At 33.6% G+C, this 25683-nt stretch carries 23 protein-coding genes and 3 tRNA genes; 10 read left to right on the top strand and 16 right to left on the bottom strand.

Going from position 1 to position 25683, the window contains the following annotated elements; genetic code table 11:
• The first annotated feature begins 192 nt into the window (after positions 1-192).
• Both OA85_RS09780 and OA85_RS09775 read left to right on the top strand, forming a co-directional pair.
• Positions 193-1854: a PAS domain-containing sensor histidine kinase gene (locus tag OA85_RS09780; RefSeq protein ID WP_231557095.1), complete on the top strand. Its 1662-nt coding sequence runs from the start codon at positions 193-195 to the stop codon at positions 1852-1854.
• Positions 1854-2261, top strand: a complete 408-nt coding sequence (locus OA85_RS09775) for a response regulator (protein ID WP_039109574.1) — start codon at positions 1854-1856, stop codon at positions 2259-2261. The genes OA85_RS09780 and OA85_RS09775 overlap by 1 nt, the downstream gene beginning before the upstream one ends.
• Before the next feature lie 72 nt (positions 2262-2333).
• Here the strand turns inward: OA85_RS09775 and rpsT are convergent, their stop codons facing one another.
• The 5 genes from rpsT to proS all read right to left on the bottom strand — a co-directional run bounded on the left by rpsT (position 2334) and on the right by proS (position 4476).
• Positions 2334-2585 carry a 30S ribosomal protein S20 gene (rpsT, locus tag OA85_RS09770; protein ID WP_039109573.1) on the bottom strand — a complete coding sequence of 84 codons (252 nt, stop codon included), beginning with the start codon at positions 2583-2585 and terminating at the stop codon, positions 2334-2336.
• 33 nt (positions 2586-2618) lie between these two features.
• A tRNA-Glu gene (locus tag OA85_RS09765) sits at positions 2619-2690 on the bottom strand.
• A 38-nt stretch (positions 2691-2728) separates the two neighbouring features.
• Positions 2729-2800: transfer RNA gene (locus tag OA85_RS09760), tRNA-Glu, on the bottom strand.
• Positions 2801-2847: 47 nt separating this feature from the next.
• Positions 2848-2919 (bottom strand) — tRNA-Glu (locus OA85_RS09755).
• A 78-nt stretch (positions 2920-2997) separates the two neighbouring features.
• Positions 2998-4476: a proline--tRNA ligase gene (gene proS, locus OA85_RS09750; protein ID WP_039109572.1), complete on the bottom strand. Its 1479-nt coding sequence runs from the start codon at positions 4474-4476 to the stop codon at positions 2998-3000.
• Positions 4477-4577: 101 nt separating this feature from the next.
• Between proS and OA85_RS09745 the strand changes: the two genes are divergently transcribed.
• The 5 genes from OA85_RS09745 to OA85_RS09725 all read left to right on the top strand — a co-directional run bounded on the left by OA85_RS09745 (position 4578) and on the right by OA85_RS09725 (position 10074).
• Complete coding sequence (locus tag OA85_RS09745) at positions 4578-5552, top strand: hypothetical protein (protein WP_039109571.1); 975 nt, start codon at positions 4578-4580, stop codon at positions 5550-5552.
• A 48-nt stretch (positions 5553-5600) separates the two neighbouring features.
• Positions 5601-7103, top strand: coding sequence for an OmpP1/FadL family transporter (locus OA85_RS09740; protein ID WP_039109570.1), 1503 nt, complete (start codon positions 5601-5603; stop codon positions 7101-7103).
• Positions 7104-7318: 215 nt separating this feature from the next.
• Positions 7319-8632 (top strand): 30S ribosomal protein S12 methylthiotransferase RimO, encoded by a 1314-nt coding sequence (rimO, locus tag OA85_RS09735; protein WP_039109569.1) that lies wholly within the window; start codon positions 7319-7321, stop codon positions 8630-8632.
• Positions 8633-8674: 42 nt separating this feature from the next.
• Positions 8675-9142: a hypothetical protein gene (locus tag OA85_RS09730; protein WP_039109568.1), complete on the top strand. Its 468-nt coding sequence runs from the start codon at positions 8675-8677 to the stop codon at positions 9140-9142.
• A gap of 29 nt (positions 9143-9171) precedes the next feature.
• Positions 9172-10074, top strand: coding sequence for an N-acetylmuramoyl-L-alanine amidase (locus tag OA85_RS09725; protein ID WP_039109567.1), 903 nt, complete (start codon positions 9172-9174; stop codon positions 10072-10074).
• Between the two features lie 422 nt (positions 10075-10496).
• On the opposite strand, the gene OA85_RS09720 is transcribed toward OA85_RS09725, so the two are convergent.
• On the bottom strand, positions 10497-11546 hold the full coding sequence (locus OA85_RS09720) for a porin (RefSeq protein ID WP_039109566.1): 1050 nt from the start codon (positions 11544-11546) through the stop codon (positions 10497-10499).
• Positions 11547-12134: 588 nt separating this feature from the next.
• On the opposite strand from OA85_RS09720, the gene OA85_RS09715 reads away from it, so the two are divergent.
• The 3 genes from OA85_RS09715 (at position 12135) to can (ending at position 14852) form a co-directional block, all read left to right on the top strand.
• Positions 12135-12416: a hypothetical protein gene (locus tag OA85_RS09715; RefSeq protein WP_039109565.1), complete on the top strand. Its 282-nt coding sequence runs from the start codon at positions 12135-12137 to the stop codon at positions 12414-12416.
• 89 nt (positions 12417-12505) lie between these two features.
• A complete protein-coding gene (locus tag OA85_RS09710) occupies positions 12506-14161 on the top strand; it encodes a SulP family inorganic anion transporter (protein ID WP_039109564.1) in 1656 nt (551 codons plus the stop codon).
• Between the two features lie 55 nt (positions 14162-14216).
• Complete coding sequence (can, locus tag OA85_RS09705) at positions 14217-14852, top strand: carbonate dehydratase (protein ID WP_039109563.1); 636 nt, start codon at positions 14217-14219, stop codon at positions 14850-14852.
• Positions 14853-14944: 92 nt separating this feature from the next.
• Here can and OA85_RS09700 read toward each other — a convergent pair whose 3' ends face one another.
• The 10 genes from OA85_RS09700 to OA85_RS09655 form a co-directional block, all read right to left on the bottom strand.
• Positions 14945-15796, bottom strand: a complete 852-nt coding sequence (locus OA85_RS09700; RefSeq protein ID WP_039109562.1) for a TorF family putative porin — start codon at positions 15794-15796, stop codon at positions 14945-14947.
• Positions 15797-15850: 54 nt separating this feature from the next.
• Positions 15851-17203, bottom strand: a complete 1353-nt coding sequence (locus tag OA85_RS09695; protein WP_039109560.1) for an NAD-dependent succinate-semialdehyde dehydrogenase — start codon at positions 17201-17203, stop codon at positions 15851-15853.
• A 123-nt stretch (positions 17204-17326) separates the two neighbouring features.
• Positions 17327-17977, bottom strand: coding sequence for a GNAT family N-acetyltransferase (locus OA85_RS09690; protein WP_052257201.1), 651 nt, complete (start codon positions 17975-17977; stop codon positions 17327-17329).
• A 44-nt stretch (positions 17978-18021) separates the two neighbouring features.
• Positions 18022-19443, bottom strand: a complete 1422-nt coding sequence (locus OA85_RS09685) for an aldehyde dehydrogenase family protein (protein WP_039109559.1) — start codon at positions 19441-19443, stop codon at positions 18022-18024.
• On the bottom strand, positions 19440-20741 hold the full coding sequence (locus OA85_RS09680; protein ID WP_039109558.1) for an aspartate aminotransferase family protein: 1302 nt from the start codon (positions 20739-20741) through the stop codon (positions 19440-19442). The genes OA85_RS09685 and OA85_RS09680 overlap by 4 nt, the downstream gene beginning before the upstream one ends.
• Entirely contained in the window at positions 20734-21219 is a 486-nt protein-coding gene (locus OA85_RS09675) for an Lrp/AsnC family transcriptional regulator (protein WP_039109557.1), read from the bottom strand. The genes OA85_RS09680 and OA85_RS09675 overlap by 8 nt, the downstream gene beginning before the upstream one ends.
• Before the next feature lie 56 nt (positions 21220-21275).
• Positions 21276-22871: an amidohydrolase gene (locus OA85_RS09670; protein WP_082014153.1), complete on the bottom strand. Its 1596-nt coding sequence runs from the start codon at positions 22869-22871 to the stop codon at positions 21276-21278.
• Between the two features lie 57 nt (positions 22872-22928).
• On the bottom strand, positions 22929-24275 hold the full coding sequence (locus OA85_RS09665; RefSeq protein WP_039109556.1) for an aspartate aminotransferase family protein: 1347 nt from the start codon (positions 24273-24275) through the stop codon (positions 22929-22931).
• Positions 24276-24339: 64 nt separating this feature from the next.
• Positions 24340-24987 carry a GNAT family N-acetyltransferase gene (locus OA85_RS09660; RefSeq protein ID WP_039109555.1) on the bottom strand — a complete coding sequence of 216 codons (648 nt, stop codon included), beginning with the start codon at positions 24985-24987 and terminating at the stop codon, positions 24340-24342.
• 46 nt (positions 24988-25033) lie between these two features.
• Entirely contained in the window at positions 25034-25681 is a 648-nt protein-coding gene (locus OA85_RS09655) for a GNAT family N-acetyltransferase (RefSeq protein WP_052257199.1), read from the bottom strand.
• Positions 25682-25683: the final 2 nt, after the last annotated feature.

The following is a 25683-nucleotide window of genomic DNA, read 5'->3' as shown; positions in this document are numbered from 1 at the left end:
TTATTTTGATATAAAAAATATTTATGCAATAGTTTACATATTGTTAACCTTTTAGAGCTAGAAAAACAACAATTTAAACTCGTAAAATAAGTTTTGAATGAACTTAGTAATTTAGCATTATTTAATTATATTTGAGTAATGAAAAACAAAACCAATCAAATAACTCTAACCTATATACTTATATCCATATTTATGGCAATCATCTGTCATAAATTATTGCAAAAATACACTCACGACACTAACTATCAGTATTATAATTTCATAAAAGATTTATTATTTATTTCTTTGACAGGCATAGCTTACAAATATATTTTATCAAAAAATGACAATAGAAATATTGCAATTTTTGAAAAATTAAAGAATACAAATGATGAAATTAAAGAATCGAATGAAAAATACGACATTGTAGCAAAAGCAACAAGTGATACAATTTGGGATTGGAAAATACAAGAAGATAATTTATCTTGGAATAAAGGCATTGAAAGTGTTTTTGGCTACACAGAAGATCAAGTAGGCGATAGCTCAACATGGTGGTTTGACAAAATTCACCCTGAAGACAGTATAAAAATGTCAATAAAACTATACTCGTTTATTGAACAAAAAACAGAAAAATGGCAAGATCAGTATCGATTTAGATGTGCTGACAATTCTTATAAATATGTGCTTGACAGAGGATTTCTTCTTAAAGACGAAGATGGGAAAGCCATAAGAATGATTGGTGCCATACAAGATATTACAAAACAAAAAGAAGAAGAACAAAGACTTAAATTACTAGAAACTGTAATTACCCAATCCAAAGATTCGATAATTATTACCGAAGCTAATTCTAATGACAACGCACTACCCAAAATAATTTATGTTAATCCTGCTTTCTCCATAATGTCCGGATATAAACCCGATGAAATTATTGGAAAAACCCTAAATCTCTTTAAAGGTCCAAACTCAGACAAACAAGAATACAAAAAGCTCATTACCGCTTTAAAGAACAAAGAAGAATGCTTAATTGAAACCATAAGTTACAAAAAAAACAAAGAGGAGTATTGGGTTCGCTTTTCAATGATTCCTATATATAACTCCGAAAACGAACTATCACATTGGATCTCGATACAAAGAGATGTTACTACAGAAAAAAAGCAAGAAAAAGAAAAAGAACAACTTATTCGAGAATTAACACAAAACAATAAAGACTTAAAGCAATTCTCATACATCACTTCTCATAATCTTAGAGCCCCCTTATCTAACCTAACCGGTCTCTTAAATTTAATTGAAGACATCCCAATTGAAAATCAAGAATTAAAAGAGATTTTAAACGGCTTTAATAAGTCTACCCATTTATTAAATGACACCATAAACGACTTAGTAAAAGTAATCATTATTAAAGACAATCCTTCTATTCAAAAAGAAGCGGTACTGCTAAAAGAAATTTTTGAAAATGTCTTTAATCAATTAAGTTTCCAAATTGAATTGTACAAGCCCATAATTAAACTTAATTTTGAAAAAGTTTCTGTATTAAATACAAACAAAGCCTATATAGAAAGCATTATGTTAAACCTATTAACAAATGCTATAAAATACAAATCTGAAAATAGAAAACTAAAAATAACAATTAATGCTAATGAAGTTGACGACACCGTTTATTTAATATTCAAAGACAATGGAATAGGAATTGATTTAGAAAGAAATCGTGATAAAGTTTTTGGACTATATCAAAGATTCCATAATTACCCTGACAGCAAAGGACTGGGATTATATCTGGTAAAATCCCAAGTCGAAACAATGGGAGGAACTATTAGCATTGAAAGCGAAGTAAACAAAGGAACTACATTCACATTAACATTCAAAAACAAACAATAATGCTGGACCAAATTCTATGCGTTGACGACGACCCCATAACACTTATGTTATGCAAAAAAGTAATCATAAAAGCATCCTTTTCTAATGAAATAATCACTGCTCAAAATGGAGAAGAAGCCCTTCTCTACTTTAATAAAATAAAATACACAAATACTGAAAGCAAATTAAAAAAACATCCAGAATTAATTTTTTTAGATTTAAATATGCCAGTGATGGGAGGATGGGAATTTTTAGACATTTTCAACACCATCGATTACTCTGAGTTCAGCTCTATAAAAGTAGTTGTTCTTTCTTCTACAATAGACCCTGAAGACTTAGAAAAAGCAAAATCATACCCTATGGTCATCGATTTTTTATCAAAGCCTATAACCCTATCAATGCTTGAATACTTAAAAAACAAAATATAACAAAAATTATAAGCATAAAAAAAGCTCTCAATAAATTGAGAGCTTTTTTGTATATATTTAAAATTGCACTAATTACAATTTAGCAACATGTTTTGTTAATTTAGACTTTAAATTAGAAGCTTTATTATCATGGATAATGTTTTTCTTAGCTAATTTATCAATCATAGAAATTACACTTGATAATTTAGATGTAGCATCTACTTTATCAGTAGCTATTCTTAATGCTTTAATTGCATTACGAGTAGTTTTGTGTTGGTATCTGTTTAATACTCTTCTCTTTTCGTTACTTCTAATTCTTTTTAGAGCTGATTTATGATTTGCCATTTTATTGCTTTTTTATCTTTTACTATTTTTTTGTAGTCCGTAAGGGAATCGAACCCCTGTTACCAAGACGAAATCTTGGCGTCCTAACCCCTAGACGAACGGACCTTATCCTCCTAAGTTTTTATCAATCTAAATTGAAATTGTAGCCCGTAGCGGAATCGAACCGCTCTTACATGGATGAAAACCATGCGTCCTAACCGATAGACGAACGGGCCATTTTTCCTTCTAAGTTCAGGAAAACTTTAACATGCAAAAAAAATAGTAGCCCGTAGCGGAATCGAACCGCTCTTACATGGATGAAAACCATGCGTCCTAACCGATAGACGAACGGGCCCTGCTTCTCTAATGCGGATGCAAAAATACAACTATTTTTGAAACGTACAATAGTAGATGCAAAAAAAATTATTTTTTTTTAATATGCCTTCGCAAACAACACTCTTCCTACAGACTCACCCCCAGTAAAAACACAGCTTCCCGACTCTTCTACTCTATCCAAAGGGATACATCTAATAGTCGCTTTAGTTAAGTCTTTAATCTTCTCTTCAGTTGCTGCAGTTCCATCCCAATGAGCTGATACAAAGCCTCCTTTAGTATCTAAAACGTGCTTAAATTCATCAAAACTATTTACTTCAGTAATGTGAGTATTTCGATAATTTAAGGCTTTATCAAACAAATCAATTTGAATTTGGGTCAATAAATCGGTGATATAAGTTACAATTCCATCTTTTGAAACAACTTCTTTCGACAACGTATCTCTTCGCGCCACTTCAAAAGTTCCATTTTCTAAATCCTTAGGACCTACAGCAATTCTAACAGGAACTCCTTTTAATTCCCATTCAGCAAATTTAAACCCTGGTTTTTGAGTTGTTCTATTGTCGTATTTCACAGAAATATTCAATTTCTTAAATGCCTTTACCAAAACATCCACTTCGTCCGTAATTGCTGCTAGTTGCTCGTCTGTCTTGTATATAGGAACAATAACCACTTGAATTGGCGCCAAATTAGGAGGCAGAACCAATCCTTGATCATCAGAATGCGTCATAACTAAAGCACCCATTAATCGTGTAGAAACCCCCCATGAAGTTCCCCAAACGTATTCTTGCTTCCCTTCGGCATTAGCAAACTTAACATCGAATGCTTTAGCAAAATTTTGTCCTAAAAAGTGAGAGGTTCCTGCCTGCAGTGCTTTTCCATCTTGCATTAAAGCCTCAATACAATAGGTTTCCTCTGCTCCGGCAAAACGCTCTGTTTCAGTTTTAACCCCTTTTACTACAGGAATTGCCATAAAATTCTCGGCAAACTCAGCATAAACATGCATCATTTTTTCTGATTCCTCAACTGCTTCTGCTTTTGTAGCATGAGCCGTATGTCCTTCTTGCCATAAAAATTCAGCAGTACGTAAAAACAATCTTGTTCTCATTTCCCATCGCACCACATTTGCCCATTGGTTAATCAACAACGGCAAATCTCGATAAGACTGTACCCATCCTTTGTAGGTAGACCAAATAATCGCTTCACTTGTTGGACGAACGATTAATTCTTCTTCCAGTTTCGCATTAGGATCTACCATAAGCTTACCTGGTTTATCCGGATCGTTTTTCAATCTATAATGCGTTACAATAGCGCACTCTTTTGCAAATCCTTCTGCATTTTTTTCTTCTGCTTCAAACATGCTTTTTGGAACAAATAAAGGAAAATAGGCATTTTGATGACCCGTTTCTTTAAACATTCGATCCAACTCAGCTTGCATTTTTTCCCATATTGCATAACCGTAAGGTTTAATCACCATACAGCCTCTAACTCCTGAATTTTCGGCTAAATCGGCTTTTACAACCAACTCGTTATACCATTTTGAATAATCTTCTGATCTTGTAGTTAAGTTCTTACTCATATTGAATAGTTTGGCACAAATTTTGTTTTAATAATTTTAACTAAATAGTTCCGCAAAACTAACTATTTTTGTATTGTCCAACAATAAAAAACCCCATAGATATGAAAACTAGTACTTTTTCCCTCAAAAACGCATCAATTTATTATATTGTTGGTTTTTTGAGCATTCTGTTAACCTCATGTGGCTCTTATCAAAACAGTTCTTACTATGATGGGGATGGAATTTATGGAAATAACAGCAAAAGAGTGATTGAAAGAGAGAATCAAAGCCCTCAAAATAATTATTATAAAAATTATTTCGGTTCTCTACAAGACAACGACCAACCCGTTGATGTTTTTACCGATATCGATAATTACAACACATATAACGACAGTATTCCAAATAACAATCAAAGCTATGGTGGCTGGGGAAGTAATTCTAACCAAACAATTATAAATGTATCTCCTAATTACTGGGGTCTTTCATTAGGATATGGGTACGGTTCACCTTATGGATATGGATATTCAAATTACGGTTATAGCTATCCAAATTATGGTTATGGTTATGGTTACGGTTATCCTTATAATAGTTATGGCTATTCTAGTTTCGGCTGGGGATTCCCTTATTATGGGTTTGGATTTGGATACTCAAATTACGGATATCCTTATTATGGTGGCGGATATTCTTCCGGATATTATAACAATAATAATTATTCTTACAACCCTAGCAGAAGAGGTTCCTCTTATTCTAACATCATAAACAGCAATAGAACATCTAGAGATTATTCTCAAAATCAGATAAACAATACCAATAGAAGAGGCAGTTATTCAGATTACGGAAGAAATTCTTCAAATCCTGTAACTAGAACAAGCCCTACTTTTACAAGAAATCAATTTCAGAATCAAAATAATTCTTATAACAATCCAAGCCGAAGAGCAAATACAAGCAACAATTACTCTCGAAGCGAAAGCAGCACTCCTACTAGATCCTACTCCCCTAATTCATCTACTTCAAGATCTTATAGTCCTAGTTCAAGTGGTTCCAGTTATGGTGGTGGCGGAAGATCATCTGGTGGCGGCGGTGGCGGAAGAAGATAATTCCCTTCTTAATAATTGAATAAAAAACTAAACTTTACCTGAAATAAAATGAAAAAATATTTATTCCTACTATTGACTGGCTTCACTTTTAGTGCTGTACAATCACAAGAAATAACAGATGCGATGCGATATGCACAAGACAACTTAAATGGTACTGCACGTTTTAGAGCTATGGGAGGTGCCTTTGGAGCACTTGGTGGAGATTTATCGTCTTTGAATATAAATCCTGCTGGTTCTGCAGTTTTTTCAAACAATCAAATAGGTGCTACTTTGAGTAGTTACAATACAAAAAACAATTCCAATTATTTTGGCTCTACTACAACTGATAAAAACAATTCCTTTGATCTAAACCAAGCTGGAGGTGTTTTTGTTTTTAAAAATCAGAATTCAAATAGCAATTGGAAAAAGTTTTCTTTAGGAGTCAATTATGACAACGTAAACAATTATAATAATTCTATATTTTCTGCAGGAACTAATCCAACCAACTCTGTTGACGGCTATTTTTTGAGTTATGCAAATGGAGTACCATTAAGCGACTTAAGAGATTCCAGTTATGGAAGTTTAAATCATGGAGCGCAACAAGCTTTTTTAGGATACCAAGGATATGTAATAAATCCAGAAAGCACAAATTCTAATAATACACAATACACTTCAAATGTTCCTGCGGGTGGAAATTATTATCAAGAAAACACCATCAGCACTAATGGATATAATGGAAAATTGTCATTTAATGCGGCAACTTCATACAAAGACAAACTATACATAGGACTGAATTTAAACTCTCATTTTACCGATTACAGACAATCTACCAGTTTTTATGAAGACAATAGTGCTCCATTGACTACTGATTACACAATAACGAGACTGCGTTTTGATAATGAATTGTACACTTACGGAACAGGATTTTCATTTCAAATAGGTGCTATTGCAAAAGTTACGAATGAAGTTCGCTTAGGACTGGCTTACGAATCATCAACTTGGTATCACTTAAGTGATGAGTTTTCTCAAAAACTAGTTGCTGTGAGTAGTGCTGCAAACCTACCTGATACGAACGATGTTGTTGATCCACAAATCACAAATGTTTATGCACCTTATAAGCTACAAACACCAAGTAAACTGACTGGAAGTTTTGCTTATGTTTTTGGTAAATCTGGGTTAATAAGTATTGATTACGCCATGAAAGATTACAGCAATACTAAATTCAAACCTGAAAATGATTCTTATTTCCGTGATGTAAACAGCTATATGAATTCAGTTTTAGACAAAACCAACGAAGTGAGAGTAGGTGCTGAATACAAAATTGAGCAATTAAGTTTAAGAGCCGGATACCGTTACGAACAGAGTCCTTATAAAAACAAAACAACCGTTGGTGATTTAACTGGTTATTCAGGTGGTTTAGGATATAATTTTGGTTCAACCAAAGTTGATTTATCCTATTCAACAGCAAAAAGAAATTCGCAACAAGGTTTTTTTAGTCAAGGTTTTACTGATGGAGCTAAAATAAATACTATGAATAATAATGTTTCTTTGACTTTATTATTCGAATTGTAATTCCTAAAACTACTATAGAAAATCCGTTTCGTTATTATGGAACGGATTTTTTTTAGCCCTGATGGCAGTGTAAATCCTCCCGATTTTTTTTCGGGAGATTGCAACGTACAGCAGGAATAGCTCCATAAAAAAATTGAAAAAAAACTGAAATAAGTTCAGTTTGAATAAAAAATTGTAATTTTGCAAAATTCCCAAATTATCGGGATTATAATGTTATGAGAACGAAGTCTTTAAAAAAGAATAAAATCAACGTAATCACTCTAGGGTGTTCGAAAAATGTATATGACAGTGAAGTCCTTATGGGGCAGCTTCGCGCAAGCGGAAAAGATGTTACTCACGAAGCTCCAGAAGCTGAGGAAGGCAATATTATTGTTATAAATACTTGTGGATTTATTGATAATGCTAAGGCAGAATCTGTAAACATGATTTTACAATATGCGGATAAAAAAGAAAGAGGATTAGTAGATAAAGTTTTCGTTACCGGATGTTTATCAGAACGTTACCGACCTGATTTAGAAAAAGAAATTCCAAATGTGGATCAATTTTTTGGAACTACAGAGTTGCCACAATTATTGAAAGCTTTGGGAGCTGATTATAAACATGAATTATTAGGCGAACGATTAACTACAACTCCTAAAAATTATGCCTATTTAAAAATTTCTGAAGGTTGCGACAGACCATGCAGTTTTTGCGCGATTCCATTAATGCGAGGAAAAAACGTTTCGCAAACTATTGAAAAATTAGTAAAAGAAGCGGAAGGTTTAGCTAAAAATGGCGTAAAAGAATTGATTTTAATTGCTCAAGATTTGACTTATTACGGTCTGGATCTTTATAAAAAGAGAAATCTTGGTGAATTATTAGAAGCTTTAGTAAAAGTGGAAGGAATCGAATGGATTCGTTTGCACTATGCCTTCCCTACCGGATTTCCTATGGATGTTTTGGAAATCATGAAACGCGAGCCTAAGATTTGTAATTATATTGATATTCCGTTGCAACACATTTCAGATTCTATTTTGAAATCGATGCGTCGCGGGACCACTCAAGAAAAAACAACAAAATTATTAAAAAATTTCCGTGAAGCAGTTCCCGGAATGGCAATTCGTACGACTTTAATCGTAGGTTATCCAGGAGAAACGCAAGAAGATTTCAACATATTGAAAGATTTTGTTCAAGAAATGAAATTTGACAGAATGGGTTGTTTTGCTTATTCTCATGAAGAAAATACACATGCTTACTTATTAGAAGATGATGTTCCTGATACCGTAAAACAAGAGCGTGCTAATGAAATAATGGAATTACAATCTCAAATTTCTTGGGATTTAAACCAAGAAAAAGTAGGTCAAACATTCAAATGTATCATTGACCGAAAAGAAGGTGGTCATTTTGTGGGACGTACTGAATTTGACAGCCCAGATGTAGATAACGAAGTTTTGATTGATGCTTCAAAACATTATGTAAAAACTGGTGAATTTGTAATGATAAAAATTATTGAGGCTACAGAATTTGATTTATATGGTGAGCCTGTTTAAATTTGTAATATAGTTTTTGAAACCCTGTTTAAAACATTAAATATGAAAATAGTTCCGTCTTTATTTGTGACCGCATTTATGTTATTGTCTATTAATACTATTTCAGCGCAATATGGAAATAGTGGTTATGGTGGAGGTGGCTATGGCAGAAATGGTTATGGTAGCGGCCGCATGAATAGCGGAATGGATCAAAATAGAACACCGGACAAACCAAGAGAAGTCCCAGTTGAAGAAACTGTAGGAAAAATCATGGAAAGACTAAAACCTGCACTGGTACTTGATGAACTTCAAGAAATTGCTATTGCAAACATATTGACAGAAAGCATTAAACAGCAAGGAGTCATATTAAAACAAGACACCAATCAAAGTGACCAAATGAAAGACATTCAAATACTTTCAGAAAATACAGAAAGAAAGGTTGTAGAGTTATTGAACGACGATCAAAAGGAAAAATACAAGGTTTTTAAAGAAGAAAGTAAAAACCCGAAAAAATCAAAAAGGAACAGATAATTTTTTGAATAAAAACTAAAGACAAAAGTATGACTAAACATTTTCAGATTTTAATTTTAGTTATTCTAATAACTTCCTGTTCCACTAACCCTTATAAAGCTAGTGAGAAAGTATACGATACGAAACTCAAAACATTAAAGGAAACTATTTCAGACAAAGAGCCACATGTTTTGCCTTCTGTTCCAGTGACATCAATAAGTATCGATACTTTATACGCAAAACAATTACATATTTTTAAAGATTCCATTTCAAAAATGGGTTCTACTCCTTTAACAAATGGAATTAACACCGAATGGATAGGCACCGTAAATTTTAATTTACGAAAACCTAATTTCATAATTATACATCATACTGCTCAAGATTCATTGAAACAAACCGTAAATACATTTACAAAAATAGAGTCTCAGGTAAGTTCTCATTATGTAATTTCAGATAATGGTAAAGTAGTTCAGATGCTAAATGACTATTTAAGAGCATGGCATGCAGGTATTGGTTCCTGGGGAAAAAACACGGATATCAACTCTGCGTCAATAGGAATTGAACTAGACAATAACGGAATAGAACCTTTTACTGAATTACAGATCAATAGCTTACTAGCCCTTTTGACTAAACTAAAAAAAGATTACAATATTCCTACTCAAAATATTATTGGTCATTCAGACATTGCTCCTACCAGAAAAAAAGACCCGAGTGCTTTATTCCCTTGGAAAATTTTAGCAGAGAAAGGATTTGGAATTTGGTCTGATGAACCCTTAGAAACTGCACCAGCTGACTTCAATATAGAACAAGGATTGCGTATTATTGGCTATGATACAAAAAACCTTTCGGCTGCTATAACAGCATTCAAATTGCATTATATCCAATCTCAAGTAGATGAAACAGTAGATGAAAACACCAAGAATATAATCTACTCGATATATAAGAAACAATAATTTATCAGTTTTAAGAAATAAAGAAATGGGCTTTTTGAATCTTTCAAAAAGTCCATTTCTTTTATACAGTTATTATTTTATAAACTGTACAAATCAATTAACTTATGGATAACTGATTTTCCTGAAAGCCTTTTTTTTACCTAATAGGTATGTAAATCTAAAGATGACACCTACAAGGTTTTAGAAACCTTGCAGGATTATAAATAAACAGTAATAAAAATAAATATTTTAATAATCTAACTATTAAACAACAACAAAATACTGCAAATGAGCTTTTATTGAAAGGTTCTATTTTTGGGCTATTAAAACATTACTCTTAACTCAACCACTTTTATTAAGAAATCCATTTTGATTCCATAAAAAAAGCTGCCAAAACACTTAAAAAGTATCTTGACAGCAAAAAAAAATATTGTCTTATTTAATTAGAAACTATAAGTTGTTCCTAATAAAAGATATGCATTAGAACTTGATGGGCTTGAATTACTATCCATAAATACATCTTCTGATGAAAGATCAACTCTAACCTCAGGAATAATCGTTAAATTCCCAACTTTGTAGTTTAATGAAAGTGTATTCCCTACAATACTAGATCCACCTAAAGCAGAAAGAGTAACAGCAGCATCTGTTGCATCAAAATATTCTAATCTGTATGCTAAACTAAGGTTATTTTTTGGAGCATATGTAGCATATCCAACTAAAGCAAACCATTTTTCGTCATTAGCACTAATTACATCATCGTTTATCAAAGCGTAAGTCCCATTAAATCCTAAAGAGAATTTATCAGAAATCTTTTTAGACGCTACTACATCAAATTGTGTTTTATTCACAGTAGTTGCAGGATTTGAGCTACCAGAAGTTACGTTAAAGTAAATACTTCCTGAATCTCCAACATAAGCAACTTGTCCGATGAAAGTTTTTTGAGTAGAACCCGCCTCAAGAGCAGTTTTGAAATCTGTAGGATTTGTTACTCCAGCCATAAAACTAACTTTACCTGAAGTATATTGCGCTTTTACACCTGTATTAAAAAATGGTCCGTTTGTAAAAGCATAAGACATACTATAGTTTTTATTATCTACAGCATCCAATAGTTCATATCCTATATGAGTACCAAAGCTACCTGCGGTAACTTTAAATTTATCTGTAATTTCATAAGTGAAATTCAATTGTTTAATCATAAATGAGCTTGCATTGTCATTATAGGTAAATTCTTTTGCTCTGTTTCCAAAACCTAAATCTACAAAAACAGATGCTTTACCCATTTTATGAGATGCCTCAATCGAAGCCATTCCTAACTCAAACGAGTTATGAGAATTAGTAAAACTAGTTTTTCCATTTCCTGCTAAGTTAGCAAAATCATATTTATAATACATATCAGCTGATCCTCCAAAAGTAGTTGCTGGTGCTGGCGCATCTTGTGCAAATGTCATGCTTGTCGTTAGTAAAATTACTAAAATAGTTAATGCTTTTTTCATGTTTAATTTAGTTTTAGTTATTAATCTGGTTGGGTATTACTTTGGTTAAATAGGTATTAAATATTTTGATTTGCCATTTTTATTATATGATCTAAAAAAGAAATAACGTCTTAATCATTGTTTTTTAGGAGTCAAATACTTTTTCCTTTTGGCGAATTTATTAACTTTTATCTTACTTGAATAATTAATAATTACTTTTTTGGCTCTTTTCGAGAAGAATTATTGATAACAAAAAATCATTAGAGAATAATAGATATTCCATATTATTACTGTAATATTTTAAAAATTTCATAATCAACAAATCTAACAACACCCCTGTTTTTTATACAATATATACAAAATACCTATAAAAAAAAGTTATTTTACTTGTATTTTAATCAAAAACAAACAACAACCCCCTAATATTAAACAGCATTTACACAAATAACTATTTTAAACACATTCGTTAATTACTCACATAAATCAACAAAACATAAAGATTGTAACAATTCTAATTACTCCTTCTATAAAAACAATACAGATGTTAATTTTGTTTTAAATTTCATAAAATAGTATTTATTTCATTTGTTAAATTCTACTTTTGCAGCAATGAAGCTAATTGCAAGAATATTATTGTTTGTTTTTATTGCTTTTCTTTTGACACCAACAATTGTTAGTGCTATAGAGAAAAGTACTGATACTTCTATTACCTATAGTTTTTTTGAAGAAGAACAATCACACAAACAGATTAAAGCAATTTTTCATTTTGAAATGGCATATGAAATAATCAATTTATCGGAGTTAACTTCAAGTCTTATTCTATCAGAGAACTTGTCTAAACACGATATAATTGCTTCTACTATATTCATTCCCCCACCTGACCAAGTTTAATACAACGTTGATTTTAAAATTTTAAAATCTAATTCTCACATTATAACAATGTGAACAAATTCTTTGTATTCAATTTTCAGTAAGGTATTATGACAAAAAAAATCAATCTTTTTGCTAACCTCAAATCCGATTTTGCATCAGGTTTAGTGGTTTTTTTGGTGGCGCTTCCATTGTGTTTAGGTATTGCAATGGCTTCAGGTGCACCGTTATTTTCGGGGATAATTTCAGGTATTATAGGTGGTATCGTGGTAGGTTATTTAAGTAAATCTCATTTAAGTGTCTCGGGTCCAGCTGCTGGATTAACTGCTATAGTTCTTACTGCAATAACGGATTTAGGTGCTTTTGACGTTTTTTTAACTGCAGTTTTTATTGCCGGTTTAATCCAATTAGTATTGGGATTTATCAAGGCAGGAACTATTTCAAATTATTTCCCAACCAATGTAATTGAAGGAATGTTAGCCGGAATTGGAATTATTATTATTCTCAAGCAACTGCCCCATGCTTTTGGTTATGATAGTGATTTTGAAGGGGATCAAGCCTTTTTAGAATTGGGAGGAAGCAATACATTTTCTGCGTTACTGGCCGTTTTTAATTACATTCAATTGGGTTCCATTATTATAACATTACTTTCATTGGTAATATTAATTGCTTGGGATAAAGTTCCTTTTTTGAAAAAATTAAAATTAGTTCCCGGTGCACTTGTAGCTGTAATTGTTGGTGTTATTTTGAACGAGATTTTCACATCAGCTGGAAGTTCATTAGCTATAGCCAAAGAGCATTTAGTTTCGTTACCAGTTCCAACGTCTTTAGAAGAATTCAAACAAATAATTGTAACCCCTAATTTTTCTGGAATTACAAATTCTAAAGTTTGGGTTGTTGCCTTTACCATTGCTATTGTTGCTTCGATAGAAACGCTATTAAGCATTGAAGCAGCTGATAGAATGGATGTCCAAAAACGTTATACAGATACCAATGTAGAGCTTAAAGCTCAAGGAATTGGAAATATGGTGAGCGCTCTTTTAGGTGGTTTACCATTAACATCTGTAATTGTACGTACGTCTGCAAATAGTAATTCGGGAGCCAAATCTAAAATGTCTACCATCATTCATGGTTTATTTTTATTGGTAAGTGTTGTAACTATTCCATTCATTTTGAATAAAATTCCATTGGCAACATTAGCAGCAATATTACTGTTAGTAGGATATAAATTAGCTAAGCCATCAACATTCAAACATTTCTGGGAAAAAGGAAAATATCAGTTTGTTCCTTTCATCGCTACTTTATTAGCAGTTGTATTTACTGATTTATTAAAAGGTGTTGCGCTAGGAATTATCATTAGTATTATATTTGTTTTGAGAGGAAACTTGAAACGAGCTTATCATTTTAGAAAAGAAGAATACGCGGATGGTGATGTCATTCATATCGATTTAGCACAAGAAGTATCTTTTTTAAATAAAGCGGCAATTAAATCTACACTGAATGATATTCCGGAAAACTCAAAAGTAATTATAGATGCAAAAGACACAGTTTATATAGCCCATGATATCTTGGATTTAATACATGAATTTAAAACTACTAGGGCAAAAGATGAAAATATAAAAGTGAAGCTTAGAGGATTTAAAAAAGCCTATCAGTTAGAAAATAGTGAAGAAACACCAAACAAAGTTACTTTCGAACATTATTATGATGTTGCAAAAAGAAAAACAATACAAAGAGAAATCAATTCTGAGGATTTTCAAAAATAATTAATCTTTAATAGAATCTGTTTAAGAGATTCTTAAAATTTAACAAAAACAAAAAATGAGCGATTTTTATAAAAAAATATTAGATAACAATAAAGAATGGGTCGAAACTTCTCTAGCTAAGGATCCAAATTATTTTCAAGATTTAGCCAAAGGTCAAACTCCACCCTTATTATGGATCGGTTGTTCAGACAGTAGAGTTCCTGCTAATGAGATAATTGGAGCTAAACCAGGTGAAGTGTTTGTGCATAGAAATATTGCCAATATGGTAGTCCATACTGATATGAATATGTTAAGTGTATTAGATTATGCTGTAAATGTTTTGAAAGTAAAACATGTCCTTGTTTGTGGACATTATGGTTGTGGTGGTGTAAAGGCTGCAATGGGAAATGATTCCATTGGTATTATTGACAATTGGATTCGACACATAAAAGATGTTTATCGATTACATGATCAATACCTAAATTCAATTACTGATGAGACAGAACGCTTCAATGCTTTTGTTGAGATCAATGTAAAAGAACAAGTTTTTGATTTAGCCAAAACATCCATTGTTCAGGCAGCATGGAAAAACGGGCAAGATTTAACACTTCACGGCTGGGTTTACGGATTAAATTCAGGTTTTGTAACTGATTTAAAAGTAAATATCAGCTCCGAAAAAGATTTAGATGAAGTATATCAATTGAGATTCTAAAATAAAAAAAATCGCCATATGGCGATTTTTTTTTTATAAAATTATTAAACTAGGCTATCAAAATAAAAAAAGGTAATCTGATAGAAAATGAATTATTTAATGTTAAAGGTAACACCCGCAGAAAAGAAATTTCGAACCGTTTTAGTCAGGTTATCATTACTATCAAATTTTTGAATTCCGTAGTCATTATTCGTATATCTGACAAAAACCGGCAAACTAAATTTCTCCGTAATTTTCAATTCTTTAGCAACATTTACCCCTACATTCGAGAAAGTAAATCCTGCTTTGCCACTCGCATCAACACCATAATACCCTCCATTAATGACTACAGCTCCTACAAAAGGTCTAATATCCAAACCTGCACTTTCTAAAGAATACGTATATCCTATTTCAGCATAACTAGAAAAAGCTCTTGATCTTTTACCATTATCATCATATTTATAATCTCCCCCTCCAATAAACGTGTTCCATTGAAAATCCAACGGCACCCCTTTTTCAGAAAAGTCTAACAATACAGAAAGATCTAAACTCTGTGCCGACCCTTCTGAATAATCAAAATAACTGCTTCTTTCCCAATCTGGATTATTTTTAGTAGCTGGCCAATAGTAATCACTCAACATTACTTTCACAACAGGAGATACTTGATAGGCTATATTCCAATCAAACTCGTTGTAAGCATCGGCAGCATTAGAAAAATTTGTTGTTGCCCATACTCCAACCGATAATTTATCTGTAATAGCATAAGCCATATATGGCTGAACAGCTATTTTATCTCCATAATATTTTATTCCTCTCCATAAGTAAGGATACACAACATCCACAGCGGCTGTGAATTTAGGTTCTGGAGCTTCTGGTTCAGCCACAGGAGTAGCAACTGGTGTGTCTTGTGCAAATGCCAAACCGCTTGTTAACATTAATGCTAAAATTAATACTGCTTTTTTCATTTTTTGGTTGGTTTTGGTTGTTAATTTTAATTTAATTTTTATTCTTAATTATAATTATTCGATAATTACCGATTTCATATTCATAAATTCTTTGATACCAATTTCAGACAATTCTCTTCCATACCCTGATTTTTTTGTCCCTCCAAAAGGAATTCTGGAATCAGAACGTACCAATGAGTTTATAAAAACATTTCCGGCTTCAATTTTTCGTGCCAATCGGTATGCATTTTCACGATCTTCTGTCCAAATAGCCGATGCTAAACCGTATCTGTGGTTATTTGCAATAGCGACAGCATCGTTTTCATCTTTGGCTCTTATAATTGTAGCCAATGGTCCAAAAGTTTCCTCTTGAAAAGCAATATTATTAGCATCCACAAAATCAATTAATGTCGGTTGGAAATTGCAATCTTCACGCTCTCCTCCCAGTACTAATTTTGCTCCTTGTCGCAATGATTTTTCTAATTGATGGCTTAGCTTTTCGGCCAAATCCAATCGGGCTAATGGTCCCATATTAATTCCGTCCTGCAAAGGATTTCCTTGATGTAAAGCATTTATTTTTTGGGCAAAAAGGGAAGCAAATTCATCCGCAACTTTTTCGGTAACGATAAAACGTTTGGCACAAATACAAGCCTGACCTGCATTTAGCATTCTGGATTGAGTAGCAACAGTAGCTGCTTTTTCAATATCGGCATCATTCAAAACAATAAATGCATCTGAACCACCCAACTCCATAACTGATTTTTTGATATGCTTTCCAGCCAATGAAGCCACAGAAGAACCTGCCATTTCACTACCAGTCAACGTAATTCCATGCACAATATCCGAAGCGATTACACTTTCGACTTGGGCAATATCAATGGTTATTTGTTGGAAAACACCTTCTGGAAAACCAGCTTCCAGAAATGCATTTTCGATAGCTTTGGCACAGCCAATAACGTTTGGTGCATGTTTTAATAGTGTCACATTCCCCGCCATAATTGCTGGCGCGGCATAACGCAATACTTGCCAAAAAGGATAATTCCAAGGCATAATCGCAAAAACTGCCCCCATCGGGTCATAGACAGACATGCTGGTAAAAGGCGTATCATACTTTTCGTCTTTCAGCATTTTCTCTGCATTCTCCGCATAGAAATCACAATTCCCTGCTGATTTTTCGACTTCACTAATTCCTTCAGGTAAAATTTTACCCATTTCATTAGTAATCAATAAACCTAACTCGTCCTTCTTTTCTCTCAGAATATTAGCCAGTTTTTTCATTTTATCAGCTCTTTCCTGAAAAGACGTATTTCGCCAATTTTTAAAAGCACTTTCTGACAGTTCCAATTTCTGATTCAATTGTGCGTTCGTCAACACTTCGTGTTCCGCAATAATTTCTCTTGAAAATGGATTTATTGATTTGAATATCATTTTGTTTTTTGTTTAAAATTTTTACTTTTGAACCATTAAGATAGTACCCTTATTAAGTTCAATAATAAATCGAAATTTGTTTAGCCGTTAACTGCGACTGAATACTTCGAACTGAACACTTTTTTAATGGTTCTCACTTAATTTAGTGTTTGAATCCAAAGGCCAATACATCAACACCGAACAATTTCCGCTTCTAGGATCATCTAAATAATCAAACAATGGTTCCACTAGAATGAATCCGCATTTGGTTTGAGCCGTAACAGTTGGGTCAATAATTTCTCCTTTGATTAATTTATCACAATATTCCGCAATAGTCATTTGATCTTTTACTTTGTCATAACCAATAGGCATCCCAGCCGTCATTTGTCCTTTGCAACCTAGCGATTTGGCAACGTCCTGACGGGCATTATAAATTTCTCTTCCAATACCTTTCCCTTGGTAATCCGGATGAACAGAAACATCCAACCCATAAATCCAATCGGCTTTAGGATCGTGAGTTCCCAACCATAAATCATCAGAAATCTCCAAAAAAGTATGATGTCCTTTGTGGTAATTTTGAAGTAAAGTTGTACAAGAAGCGATTACATTATCACCATCCAAAACAATAAATTGTCCCTCTGGAAAAATCTCCAAATGTCTTTTATATTTTTCTTCCGTAATTAATTCTTCCGCAGACAAAGTTGGAAAAACAATTTCTTGTAATTCCGCTTGCTGTTTTGCATGTTCCGGTAAAGGCGTTTGCAACGTATATTTACCTAAAATTTCTTTTTTCATGTGTTGGTTTTTGGGTGTTCCTTTTTGGTTATTAGTTTAAAATTTTATGACATATTGCCGTAACTGATTAGTTTCAATTCCATGTATTCTTTTAATCCTTCAGAACCGGACTCATGACCTATTCCACTACTTTTCCAACCTGAAAATGGCAATTCAGTTCCTTGAGGAGCCCATTCATTAATTCCTACCATTCCAAATTCAAGATTTTCAGCATAGAAATTAGCCGTTTTTATGTGATTGGTAAAGGCATACGAAGCCAAGCCGTATTCGGTATCATTTGCCCATTCGATCACTTGTTCTTTGGATTCAAAAGGAATCACAATCATCAATGGTCCAAACATCTCCGTTTTGATAAAAGATTGGCTTTGTCTTGCTTCAACCAAAGCTGGATGTACAAAAAATCCTTTCTCAGTTGGTTCACCGCCAATATGAATAGTTGCACCTTCGCTTTTCGCTTTTTCTAGCATAGCCAAGGAATGTTCCTGTTGTTTTTTATTAATAAGCGGACCCAGAAAATCAATATCACCACCGTTAATTCCTGTTTTCAATTTTGAAATATCATCCTTCACAATAGCAGTGAATTGCTCAAAAATGTCTGCATGAACATAAAACCGTTGCGGTGAAACACAAACCTGACCGCAATTTCTCAATTTGGCAACTAAAGCTTGATGAGCAATTACATCTACATCTACATCTTTTTCGATAATTACCGGAGCATTTCCACCTAATTCAAGTGATAATTTCGTCGATGTTTTTGAAGCACCGTCCATCAGAATCTTTCCAACTCTTGTGCTTCCCGTAAAACTTATTTTTTTCAATAAAGGATTATCAATCATTTCGGTTCCGGTAGAAACCGGTTCCGTGTTGATTAAATTGAAAACTCCTTTAGGAATTCCAGCTTCGTGTATGGCTGTAGCCAAATTAAAACTCGACAAAGGCGTAAATTCCGAACCTCTCATAACTACAGAACAACCGGCGGCCAAAGCAGCTGCAACAGCACGTGAGGGATTGTAAGCAGGAAAATTCCAAGCCGTAATCACTCCCACAACTCCTACTGGCTGATAAATAACCATCGCTCTTTTATCGGCTCTGTTCGTAGGAACTACTCGCCCATAATTTCTTTTTCCTTCCTCAGCAAACCATTCGAAAAGATTAGCCGAAACTTGCCATTCCCCTCTTGATTCCAGCATTGGTTTTCCAGTTTCCAATGAAGTTTCCTTTGCGAAAGTCTCTACGTTTGTCCGAATATAATTAGCTGCTTTTTTTAATATTTCAGCTCTAAAATATGATGTCGTACTTTTCCATTCTTTGAAAGAAGCATCAGCGGCTGCAATAGCTAACGTACAATCAGCAGTGTTTCCAAAAGGGACTTTATCAATTATTTCTTCGGTAGCCGGACTTTGTAGATCCCAAGTTGCGCCATCAATTGCGTCGCACCATGCTCCATTTATATATTGCTTTCTCATGATAGTATTTCTTCTATTGTTTCTTCCAAAATAGATAAGCCTTTTTCTAAAATTTCATCTTCTATAAATAATGGACTTAAAATTCGGATGCAATTTCCGTATGTTCCAGAAGTGATTACAATCAATCCTTTCTCTAAACATTTATTGACAATGGCTTTTGTGGCATCACCATCAGGCATTTTAGTTTCTGGATTAAAAAATTCTATAGCCAACATCGCTCCCAATCCACGGACATCCGTAATATTTTTAGGATACTTTACCTGCAACTGGTTGAATTTTTCTCTAACAATTTGTCCGACTTTTTCACCAGCAGCATTGATGTTATTTTTTTGCATGTAATTGATACTTGCTAATGAAGCCACGCAACTCAACGGATTTCCTAAATACGTTCCTCCGATAAGTCCCGGTTTAACGGCATCCATAATTTCCTGTTTTCCAATAACAGCACCAATAGGCATTCCGCCCCCCATAGATTTTGCCCAAGTCGACAAATCTGGAGTTACTCCATAATGTTCAAAAGCGGCCCATTTTCCAGTACGACCAAAACCGGACTGTACCTCATCAAAAATCAAGAAAATGTTATTTTCGGTACAGAATTTACGCAAGTATTGAACATATTTTTTGGAAGCAACAGTAAAACCACCTTCGCCTTGTACTAATTCCAAAATAATTGCAGCGGTTTGACTCACTGAAACGGTTGATGAAAAAGTTTTATGCAACTTCATAATCATCAAATCATCGAATTCGGCTTCAGTCATTCTGGCGCTCATACTCGGTTTGTAATACGGAAATTCAAGACGATATACTTCAGGAGCATAAGGTCCGGCACCTTCTTTGTATTTCACATTAGATGTCAAAGTCATCGCCATCATTGTACGTCCGTGAAAGGAACCGTCGTAACAGATAATTCCTGATTTTCCGGTTACGGCACGAGCAATTTTAATGGCATTTTCAACTGATTCAGCACCAGATAACGTCAGCATTGCTTTAGTAGATTCACCATGCGGCAAAATCTCACACAACTTTTCCGTTAAGTCTAAATATTGTTCGTAAACGGAAACATTGAAGGAAGCATGAATGAATTTATCTGCTTGACTTTTGATTGCTTCAATAATTTCTGGCACACCGTGTCCTGCATTATTTACCCCAATTCCTCCTGCAAAATCAATCAGCTCTCTACCATCAGCATCAATAATGATGGCTCCTTTGGCAGATTGAATGCTGGATGGATTGAAAATTCCTAAAGCGTTTGGAACACTTTTTTTTCTTCTTTCGTATAATTTGTCTGTATTATTCATTTTGCTTGCTTGATAATTTTGCTAATTCTAAATCGGGTTGCGCGAATTTGTAAATTTTCATATACATATTTGTTTTAGTGTCAAAAACACCTTCCATCGCATGAATTTTATCTCCTAATAATTCATTCAAATGCTCCATATCCCGACACATAATATTGGCTTCAATATCATAATCCCCCGAAACAGAAGCCAAGAAACTAATTTCAGGCAACTTTGCTAATTCCTCAAAAATGGTTTTCATGTATGATTTTGGTTTAACCGAAATCAAAACACTTGCATAAGCATTAAAACCAATTTTATTAGGATCGACCCTTCCAATAATTTGCAAAGTCCCATCTTCAATTAAGTTAATATAACGGTGTCTAATGGTACTCACAGCCACATTAATTTCTTTAGAAATTTCAGTAAACGACATTCTGCCGTCTTTTTGAAGGAGTTTCAATATTTGGTAATCTAATTCATCATCTAATGCACTCATCTTTTATTTTTTTTAAAACGGTATCAGGATTTAAAACCCTGATAACGTATGATTTTCTATTCTTTTTTATATTTTAATTCTCCATTTACCCAAGTTTCATTGGCTTCAACGGTAGAAACATCGTCTAATTTAAATGGATTTTTATTCAAAACAATAAAATCAGCATATTTCCCTATAGAAAGACTTCCTTTTATATTTTCTAAATTATCCGCAATCGCACTTCCTACAGTGTAAGCGCGTAATGCTTGCTCAAAAGTTATTTTCTGGCTTTCGCCAATGACAAAGCCATCCATCGCTTTTCGAGTTACTGCCGTTTCCATATTAACCCAAGGATTAATCTCTTTTACCACGGGACCATCGGTAGATAAGGCTAAATTTATTCCGTTATCCAAAACCGTTTTGCAAGGATAAACCACATCTAATAATTCGTCTGGCAAAGTGCTTTTGAAATTGTTTGCCAATTCGTAAATGAAAATGGGTTGCATCGCTGCAGTCATATTCATGTGTTTAAAATCTTTTATATTTTCATTGGATAAAAATCCAACATGCTCAATCCTGTGTTTTAAAGTATTATCAATTTTGAACAAATCACGATACACTTTCAAAGTCAAATCAACTGCTTGATGCCCAATTGCATGTGTGGCAACTGAGAATCCTTTTTCAACAGCTTCTTTGGCTGTTTGATAAAACTTATCGTAATCCAATCTCAAAACGCCTTTATATCCATCGGTATTTTTATAAGGAACATTTAATGCTGCTGTAGCCGAACTTAAACCACCATCAGAGAAAAACTTCACGGTTTTTATTTGTAAAAATTCCGATTCATATTGTTTCGGTAAAACCTGAATTTCATCGCTTCCGTCCGGAATTCTAAGCGGGAAAACATTCATTCGCACTTTCAATAATCCTTCTTGTTCCAATTTAATGTAAGCTGCCAATAATTCTTCATTTGCAGCCGGATCAGTCGCACTTGTAATTCCTAAACTCAATAAATACTTATGCGCTTCCAAAATCATGTTTTTATATTCTTCGAAAGTAAATGGAGGAATAGTATTCATGATTAATCCCAAAGCTCTTTCGGTAAAAATACCTTGCAAACTACCATCTTTATTTTTGCGAATTTCTCCTCCAAAAGGAACTTCAGTAGCTTCATCAACTTCTGAAATTGCTATGGCTTTTGAATTGGCAATTCCAATATGAGCACAAGTTCTAATTACAAAAACAGGCCTGTCAGAAATAATTTCATCTAAATCTTCTTTGGTTGGCAACCGTTTTTCTTCGAGTACCATCTCATTAATTCCACGAGCCATAATCCATTCGGAATTCGGGTTTTTCTCGGCAAACTCTTTTAATAATCTTTTGAATTCCACAATGGATTTCACACCCCGAACATCTAACATATACGTTCTAAGATGTCCAATTTTCCAAACATGGATATGTGCATCATTCAAACCTGGAACAACTGTTTGTTCTTTAAAATCAAATTCATTGGAAAAAGAACCAAATTGATTTCGCAATTCAGTTTCCGTTCCTATAGCTTCAATTTTTCCCAAATGGTTAATTACCATGGAATCCGCTTTTGCAAAAGCAGAATCCATAGTAATAATATTGGCATTATATATCAGTTTAAAAGTCATAAAGTCTAATATCATAAAGTCTAAATATCGAACTAGTCTTTATGACTTTCGACTTTTAGGCTTTCGTCAAAATTATTTTCTTTCGTTCAATACTTCTTGGATTGCATTTTCAATCACATCCAATCCTTCGTGCAATTGTTCGTCAGTGATAACAATTGGAGGTAAAAAACGAATACAATTGGTGTACAATCCTGCTCTGATTAAAATTAATCCATTTGCGACTGATTTTTTGATTACTGCCATCGCAAAATCCATATCAGGCTCTTTGGTTTTTTTATCTTTTACAAATTCAACTACCAGCATCGCTCCTATTCCACGCACATCACCAATACAAGAAAATTTATCTGCCATTGTATTTAATCGTGTTCTAATGGCATCTCCCACATGAACTGATTTTGCTAAAAATTCCGGTGTGTTAATTTGTTTCACAGTAGCAAGTGCAGCAACCACAGCAATTGGACTTCCAGAATATGTTCCTCCAACTCCACCTAAATGAGGAGCATCCATCATTTCTGCTCTTCCGGTTACAGCACTAATTGGCAATCCAGAACCTATCGATTTTGCCATCGTTACCATATCAGGAATCACTCCGCTGTGTTCGATAGAAAGGAATTTCCCAGTTCTTCCTGCACCTGCCTGAACCTCATCGGCAATAAAAACAATACCATGTTCATCACAAACTTTTCTGATTTTTTCCAAGAAACGTTTTGGAACAGGAATAAAACCACCTTCACCTTGAACAGGTTCGATAATAATTGCTGCAACTGATGAAGGATCTACGTGTGAAATTAAGTTCTGGTCGAAACGTTCGATACAAAAATCAATATATTCTTCTTCCGTAAAATTATCCGGTTTGCGATATACATTTGGAGAATGAAAACGATAGATATCCTGAGCATAACTACCAAACCCTTTTTTAAATAAAGCGTATTTACTGGTTAAACTCAATGTTAGTAAAGTTCTACCGTGATAAGCTCCTTCAAAACAAATAACTGCAGGTCTCTTCGTATAATATCTTGCAATTTGCACTGCATTTTCTACCGCCTCAGATCCGGAACAAGCCAATAATGTTTTCTTAGGAAAATCTCCCGGAGTAATTTTATTAAGTAATTCTGCAAACTCTAAATACGGTTCAAAAGTAGTTACCAATGCACCTGTATGAAGGTATTTATCCATTTGGTCTTTTATGGCATCAACAACTACTTGAGGTCTGTGACCCAAATTTACCATCCCAATTCCTCCAGCAAAATCAATCAATTGATTCCCATCTACATCCCACACTAAAGCGCCTTCAGCCTTTTCAACAACCACTTCGGTAGATTTTCCTAAACCGGCAGGTAAAGCAGCTGCTCTTCTTGCTAACATTTCTTTGCTCTTTGGTCCAGGAATTTCTGATACTTTTTTAATTTGAGTTCCCATTTTTTTTTATTTAATTATATTCTGAATTTTAATCTAACTTGTTATTCTTCTTTTTGCAGAGAAATTATAAACTATAATTTTCATCGACCGGATAGTACATTAAAATACTGGCATATCCCGCTTCTGGGTCATTGATATAATTGTATAAAATTCTTATCCATCTAAACCCTGCATTTCGTTGCGGTGTAATAGTTGGATCCGTAAATTCTTTTTTCTCCAATGCTTCGCAATATTCTGCAATGGTCATTTTATCTTTTACTTTTCCGTAACCAATAGTCATTCCCGCAATAATTTGTCCTTTGATTCCAAGTATTTTACACACTTCATGTCGCGCTTTATACAGTTCTTTAGAAAGTCCTAAACCTCTGTATTCAGGCAACACACCCATATCAATACCATACATCCAATCGCCATCCGGTATTTGAACATTAGTAAGCCATAAATTATCTGTTTCTTCCAAAAAAGTACTGTCGTGTTCCGGGAAATTGCATCTGAAAGTACTTGCTGACGCTACAATCTTTCCTTCTTTTTCCACTACAATTTGACCTTGAGGAAATATTTTAATATGATTCGCAAAATGATTTCTGTCCAATATCTCCGATTTATGCAACGTTGGATAACATTCTGATTGAACATATTCCATTTCAATAACATCATCAAGAATTGCATTTCTTATTATAAATTTATCGTTTAAAATTTTTCTATTTATCATCGATTTAATTCTAATTAATTAATACAATTCAATTTCAGATAGAATCCTATATTTTATAATCAACATCAACTGGAAAATACATCAGTATACTAGCATATCCAGCTTCAGGATCATTAATATGATTGTAAAGTGGCTTTATCCACCTGAATCCCGCTTTCTTTTGAGGTGTTACGGTTGGGTCAGTAAATTTCTTAATCTCCAATGCATAACAATACTCCTCAATTGTCATTTTATCTTTTACTCTGCCATAACCAATAGTCATTCCTGCGATTATTTGACCTTTCAATCCAAGTGATTTGCAAACTTCTTGTCTTACTAAATACATCTCTCTTGAAAGCCCCAAACCTCTATATTCTGGTAAGACTCCCATATCTATTCCGTACATCCAATCACCATCAGGTACATGCGCACTGGTTATCCATAAATTATCAGTAGTTTCTAAATAGGTTTTATCTGCAATTTGAAAAAAACTTCTCATTGTACTTGCTGAACCAACAATAATTCCATCTTTTTCGACTACTATCTGACCTTCAGGAAAAATTTTAATATGATTGATAAAATGATTCCTGTTCATTAATTCTGATTCATGCAAAGTGGGATAACACTGTTTTTGCACATACTCCATCTGAACAGCATCTTCTACCGTTGCATTTCTCACATGAAACTCATTGTTTAAAATGTCTTTTTTAATCATAC

This window comes from Flavobacterium sp. AED (genome assembly GCF_000812945.1).
Taxonomy (GTDB): Bacteria; Bacteroidota; Bacteroidia; order Flavobacteriales; family Flavobacteriaceae; genus Flavobacterium.
This window is presented reverse-complemented; position numbering and strand designations above follow the sequence as displayed.

Bases quoted from the DNA above. Each gene is read 5' to 3' on its own strand.
- OA85_RS09780 (WP_231557095.1), top strand. From the start codon at position 193: ATGGCAATCATCTGTCATAAATTATTGCAAAAATACACTCACGACACT.
- OA85_RS09775 (WP_039109574.1), top strand. From the start codon at position 1,854: ATGCTGGACCAAATTCTATGCGTTGACGACGACCCCATAACACTTATG.
- rpsT (WP_039109573.1), bottom strand. From the start codon at position 2,585: ATGGCAAATCATAAATCAGCTCTAAAAAGAATTAGAAGTAACGAAAAG.
- proS (WP_039109572.1), bottom strand. From the start codon at position 4,476: ATGAGTAAGAACTTAACTACAAGATCAGAAGATTATTCAAAATGGTAT.
- OA85_RS09745 (WP_039109571.1), top strand. From the start codon at position 4,578: ATGAAAACTAGTACTTTTTCCCTCAAAAACGCATCAATTTATTATATT.
- OA85_RS09740 (WP_039109570.1), top strand. From the start codon at position 5,601: ATGAAAAAATATTTATTCCTACTATTGACTGGCTTCACTTTTAGTGCT.
- rimO (WP_039109569.1), top strand. From the start codon at position 7,319: ATGAGAACGAAGTCTTTAAAAAAGAATAAAATCAACGTAATCACTCTA.
- OA85_RS09730 (WP_039109568.1), top strand. From the start codon at position 8,675: ATGAAAATAGTTCCGTCTTTATTTGTGACCGCATTTATGTTATTGTCT.
- OA85_RS09725 (WP_039109567.1), top strand. From the start codon at position 9,172: ATGACTAAACATTTTCAGATTTTAATTTTAGTTATTCTAATAACTTCC.
- OA85_RS09720 (WP_039109566.1), bottom strand. From the start codon at position 11,546: ATGAAAAAAGCATTAACTATTTTAGTAATTTTACTAACGACAAGCATG.
- OA85_RS09715 (WP_039109565.1), top strand. From the start codon at position 12,135: ATGAAGCTAATTGCAAGAATATTATTGTTTGTTTTTATTGCTTTTCTT.
- OA85_RS09710 (WP_039109564.1), top strand. From the start codon at position 12,506: ATGACAAAAAAAATCAATCTTTTTGCTAACCTCAAATCCGATTTTGCA.
- can (WP_039109563.1), top strand. From the start codon at position 14,217: ATGAGCGATTTTTATAAAAAAATATTAGATAACAATAAAGAATGGGTC.
- OA85_RS09700 (WP_039109562.1), bottom strand. From the start codon at position 15,796: ATGAAAAAAGCAGTATTAATTTTAGCATTAATGTTAACAAGCGGTTTG.
- OA85_RS09695 (WP_039109560.1), bottom strand. From the start codon at position 17,203: ATGATATTCAAATCAATAAATCCATTTTCAAGAGAAATTATTGCGGAA.
- OA85_RS09690 (WP_052257201.1), bottom strand. From the start codon at position 17,977: ATGAAAAAAGAAATTTTAGGTAAATATACGTTGCAAACGCCTTTACCG.
- OA85_RS09685 (WP_039109559.1), bottom strand. From the start codon at position 19,443: ATGAGAAAGCAATATATAAATGGAGCATGGTGCGACGCAATTGATGGC.
- OA85_RS09680 (WP_039109558.1), bottom strand. From the start codon at position 20,741: ATGAATAATACAGACAAATTATACGAAAGAAGAAAAAAAAGTGTTCCA.
- OA85_RS09675 (WP_039109557.1), bottom strand. From the start codon at position 21,219: ATGAGTGCATTAGATGATGAATTAGATTACCAAATATTGAAACTCCTT.
- OA85_RS09670 (WP_082014153.1), bottom strand. From the start codon at position 22,871: ATGATATTAGACTTTATGACTTTTAAACTGATATATAATGCCAATATT.
- OA85_RS09665 (WP_039109556.1), bottom strand. From the start codon at position 24,275: ATGGGAACTCAAATTAAAAAAGTATCAGAAATTCCTGGACCAAAGAGC.
- OA85_RS09660 (WP_039109555.1), bottom strand. From the start codon at position 24,987: ATGATAAATAGAAAAATTTTAAACGATAAATTTATAATAAGAAATGCA.
- OA85_RS09655 (WP_052257199.1), bottom strand. From the start codon at position 25,681: ATGATTAAAAAAGACATTTTAAACAATGAGTTTCATGTGAGAAATGCA.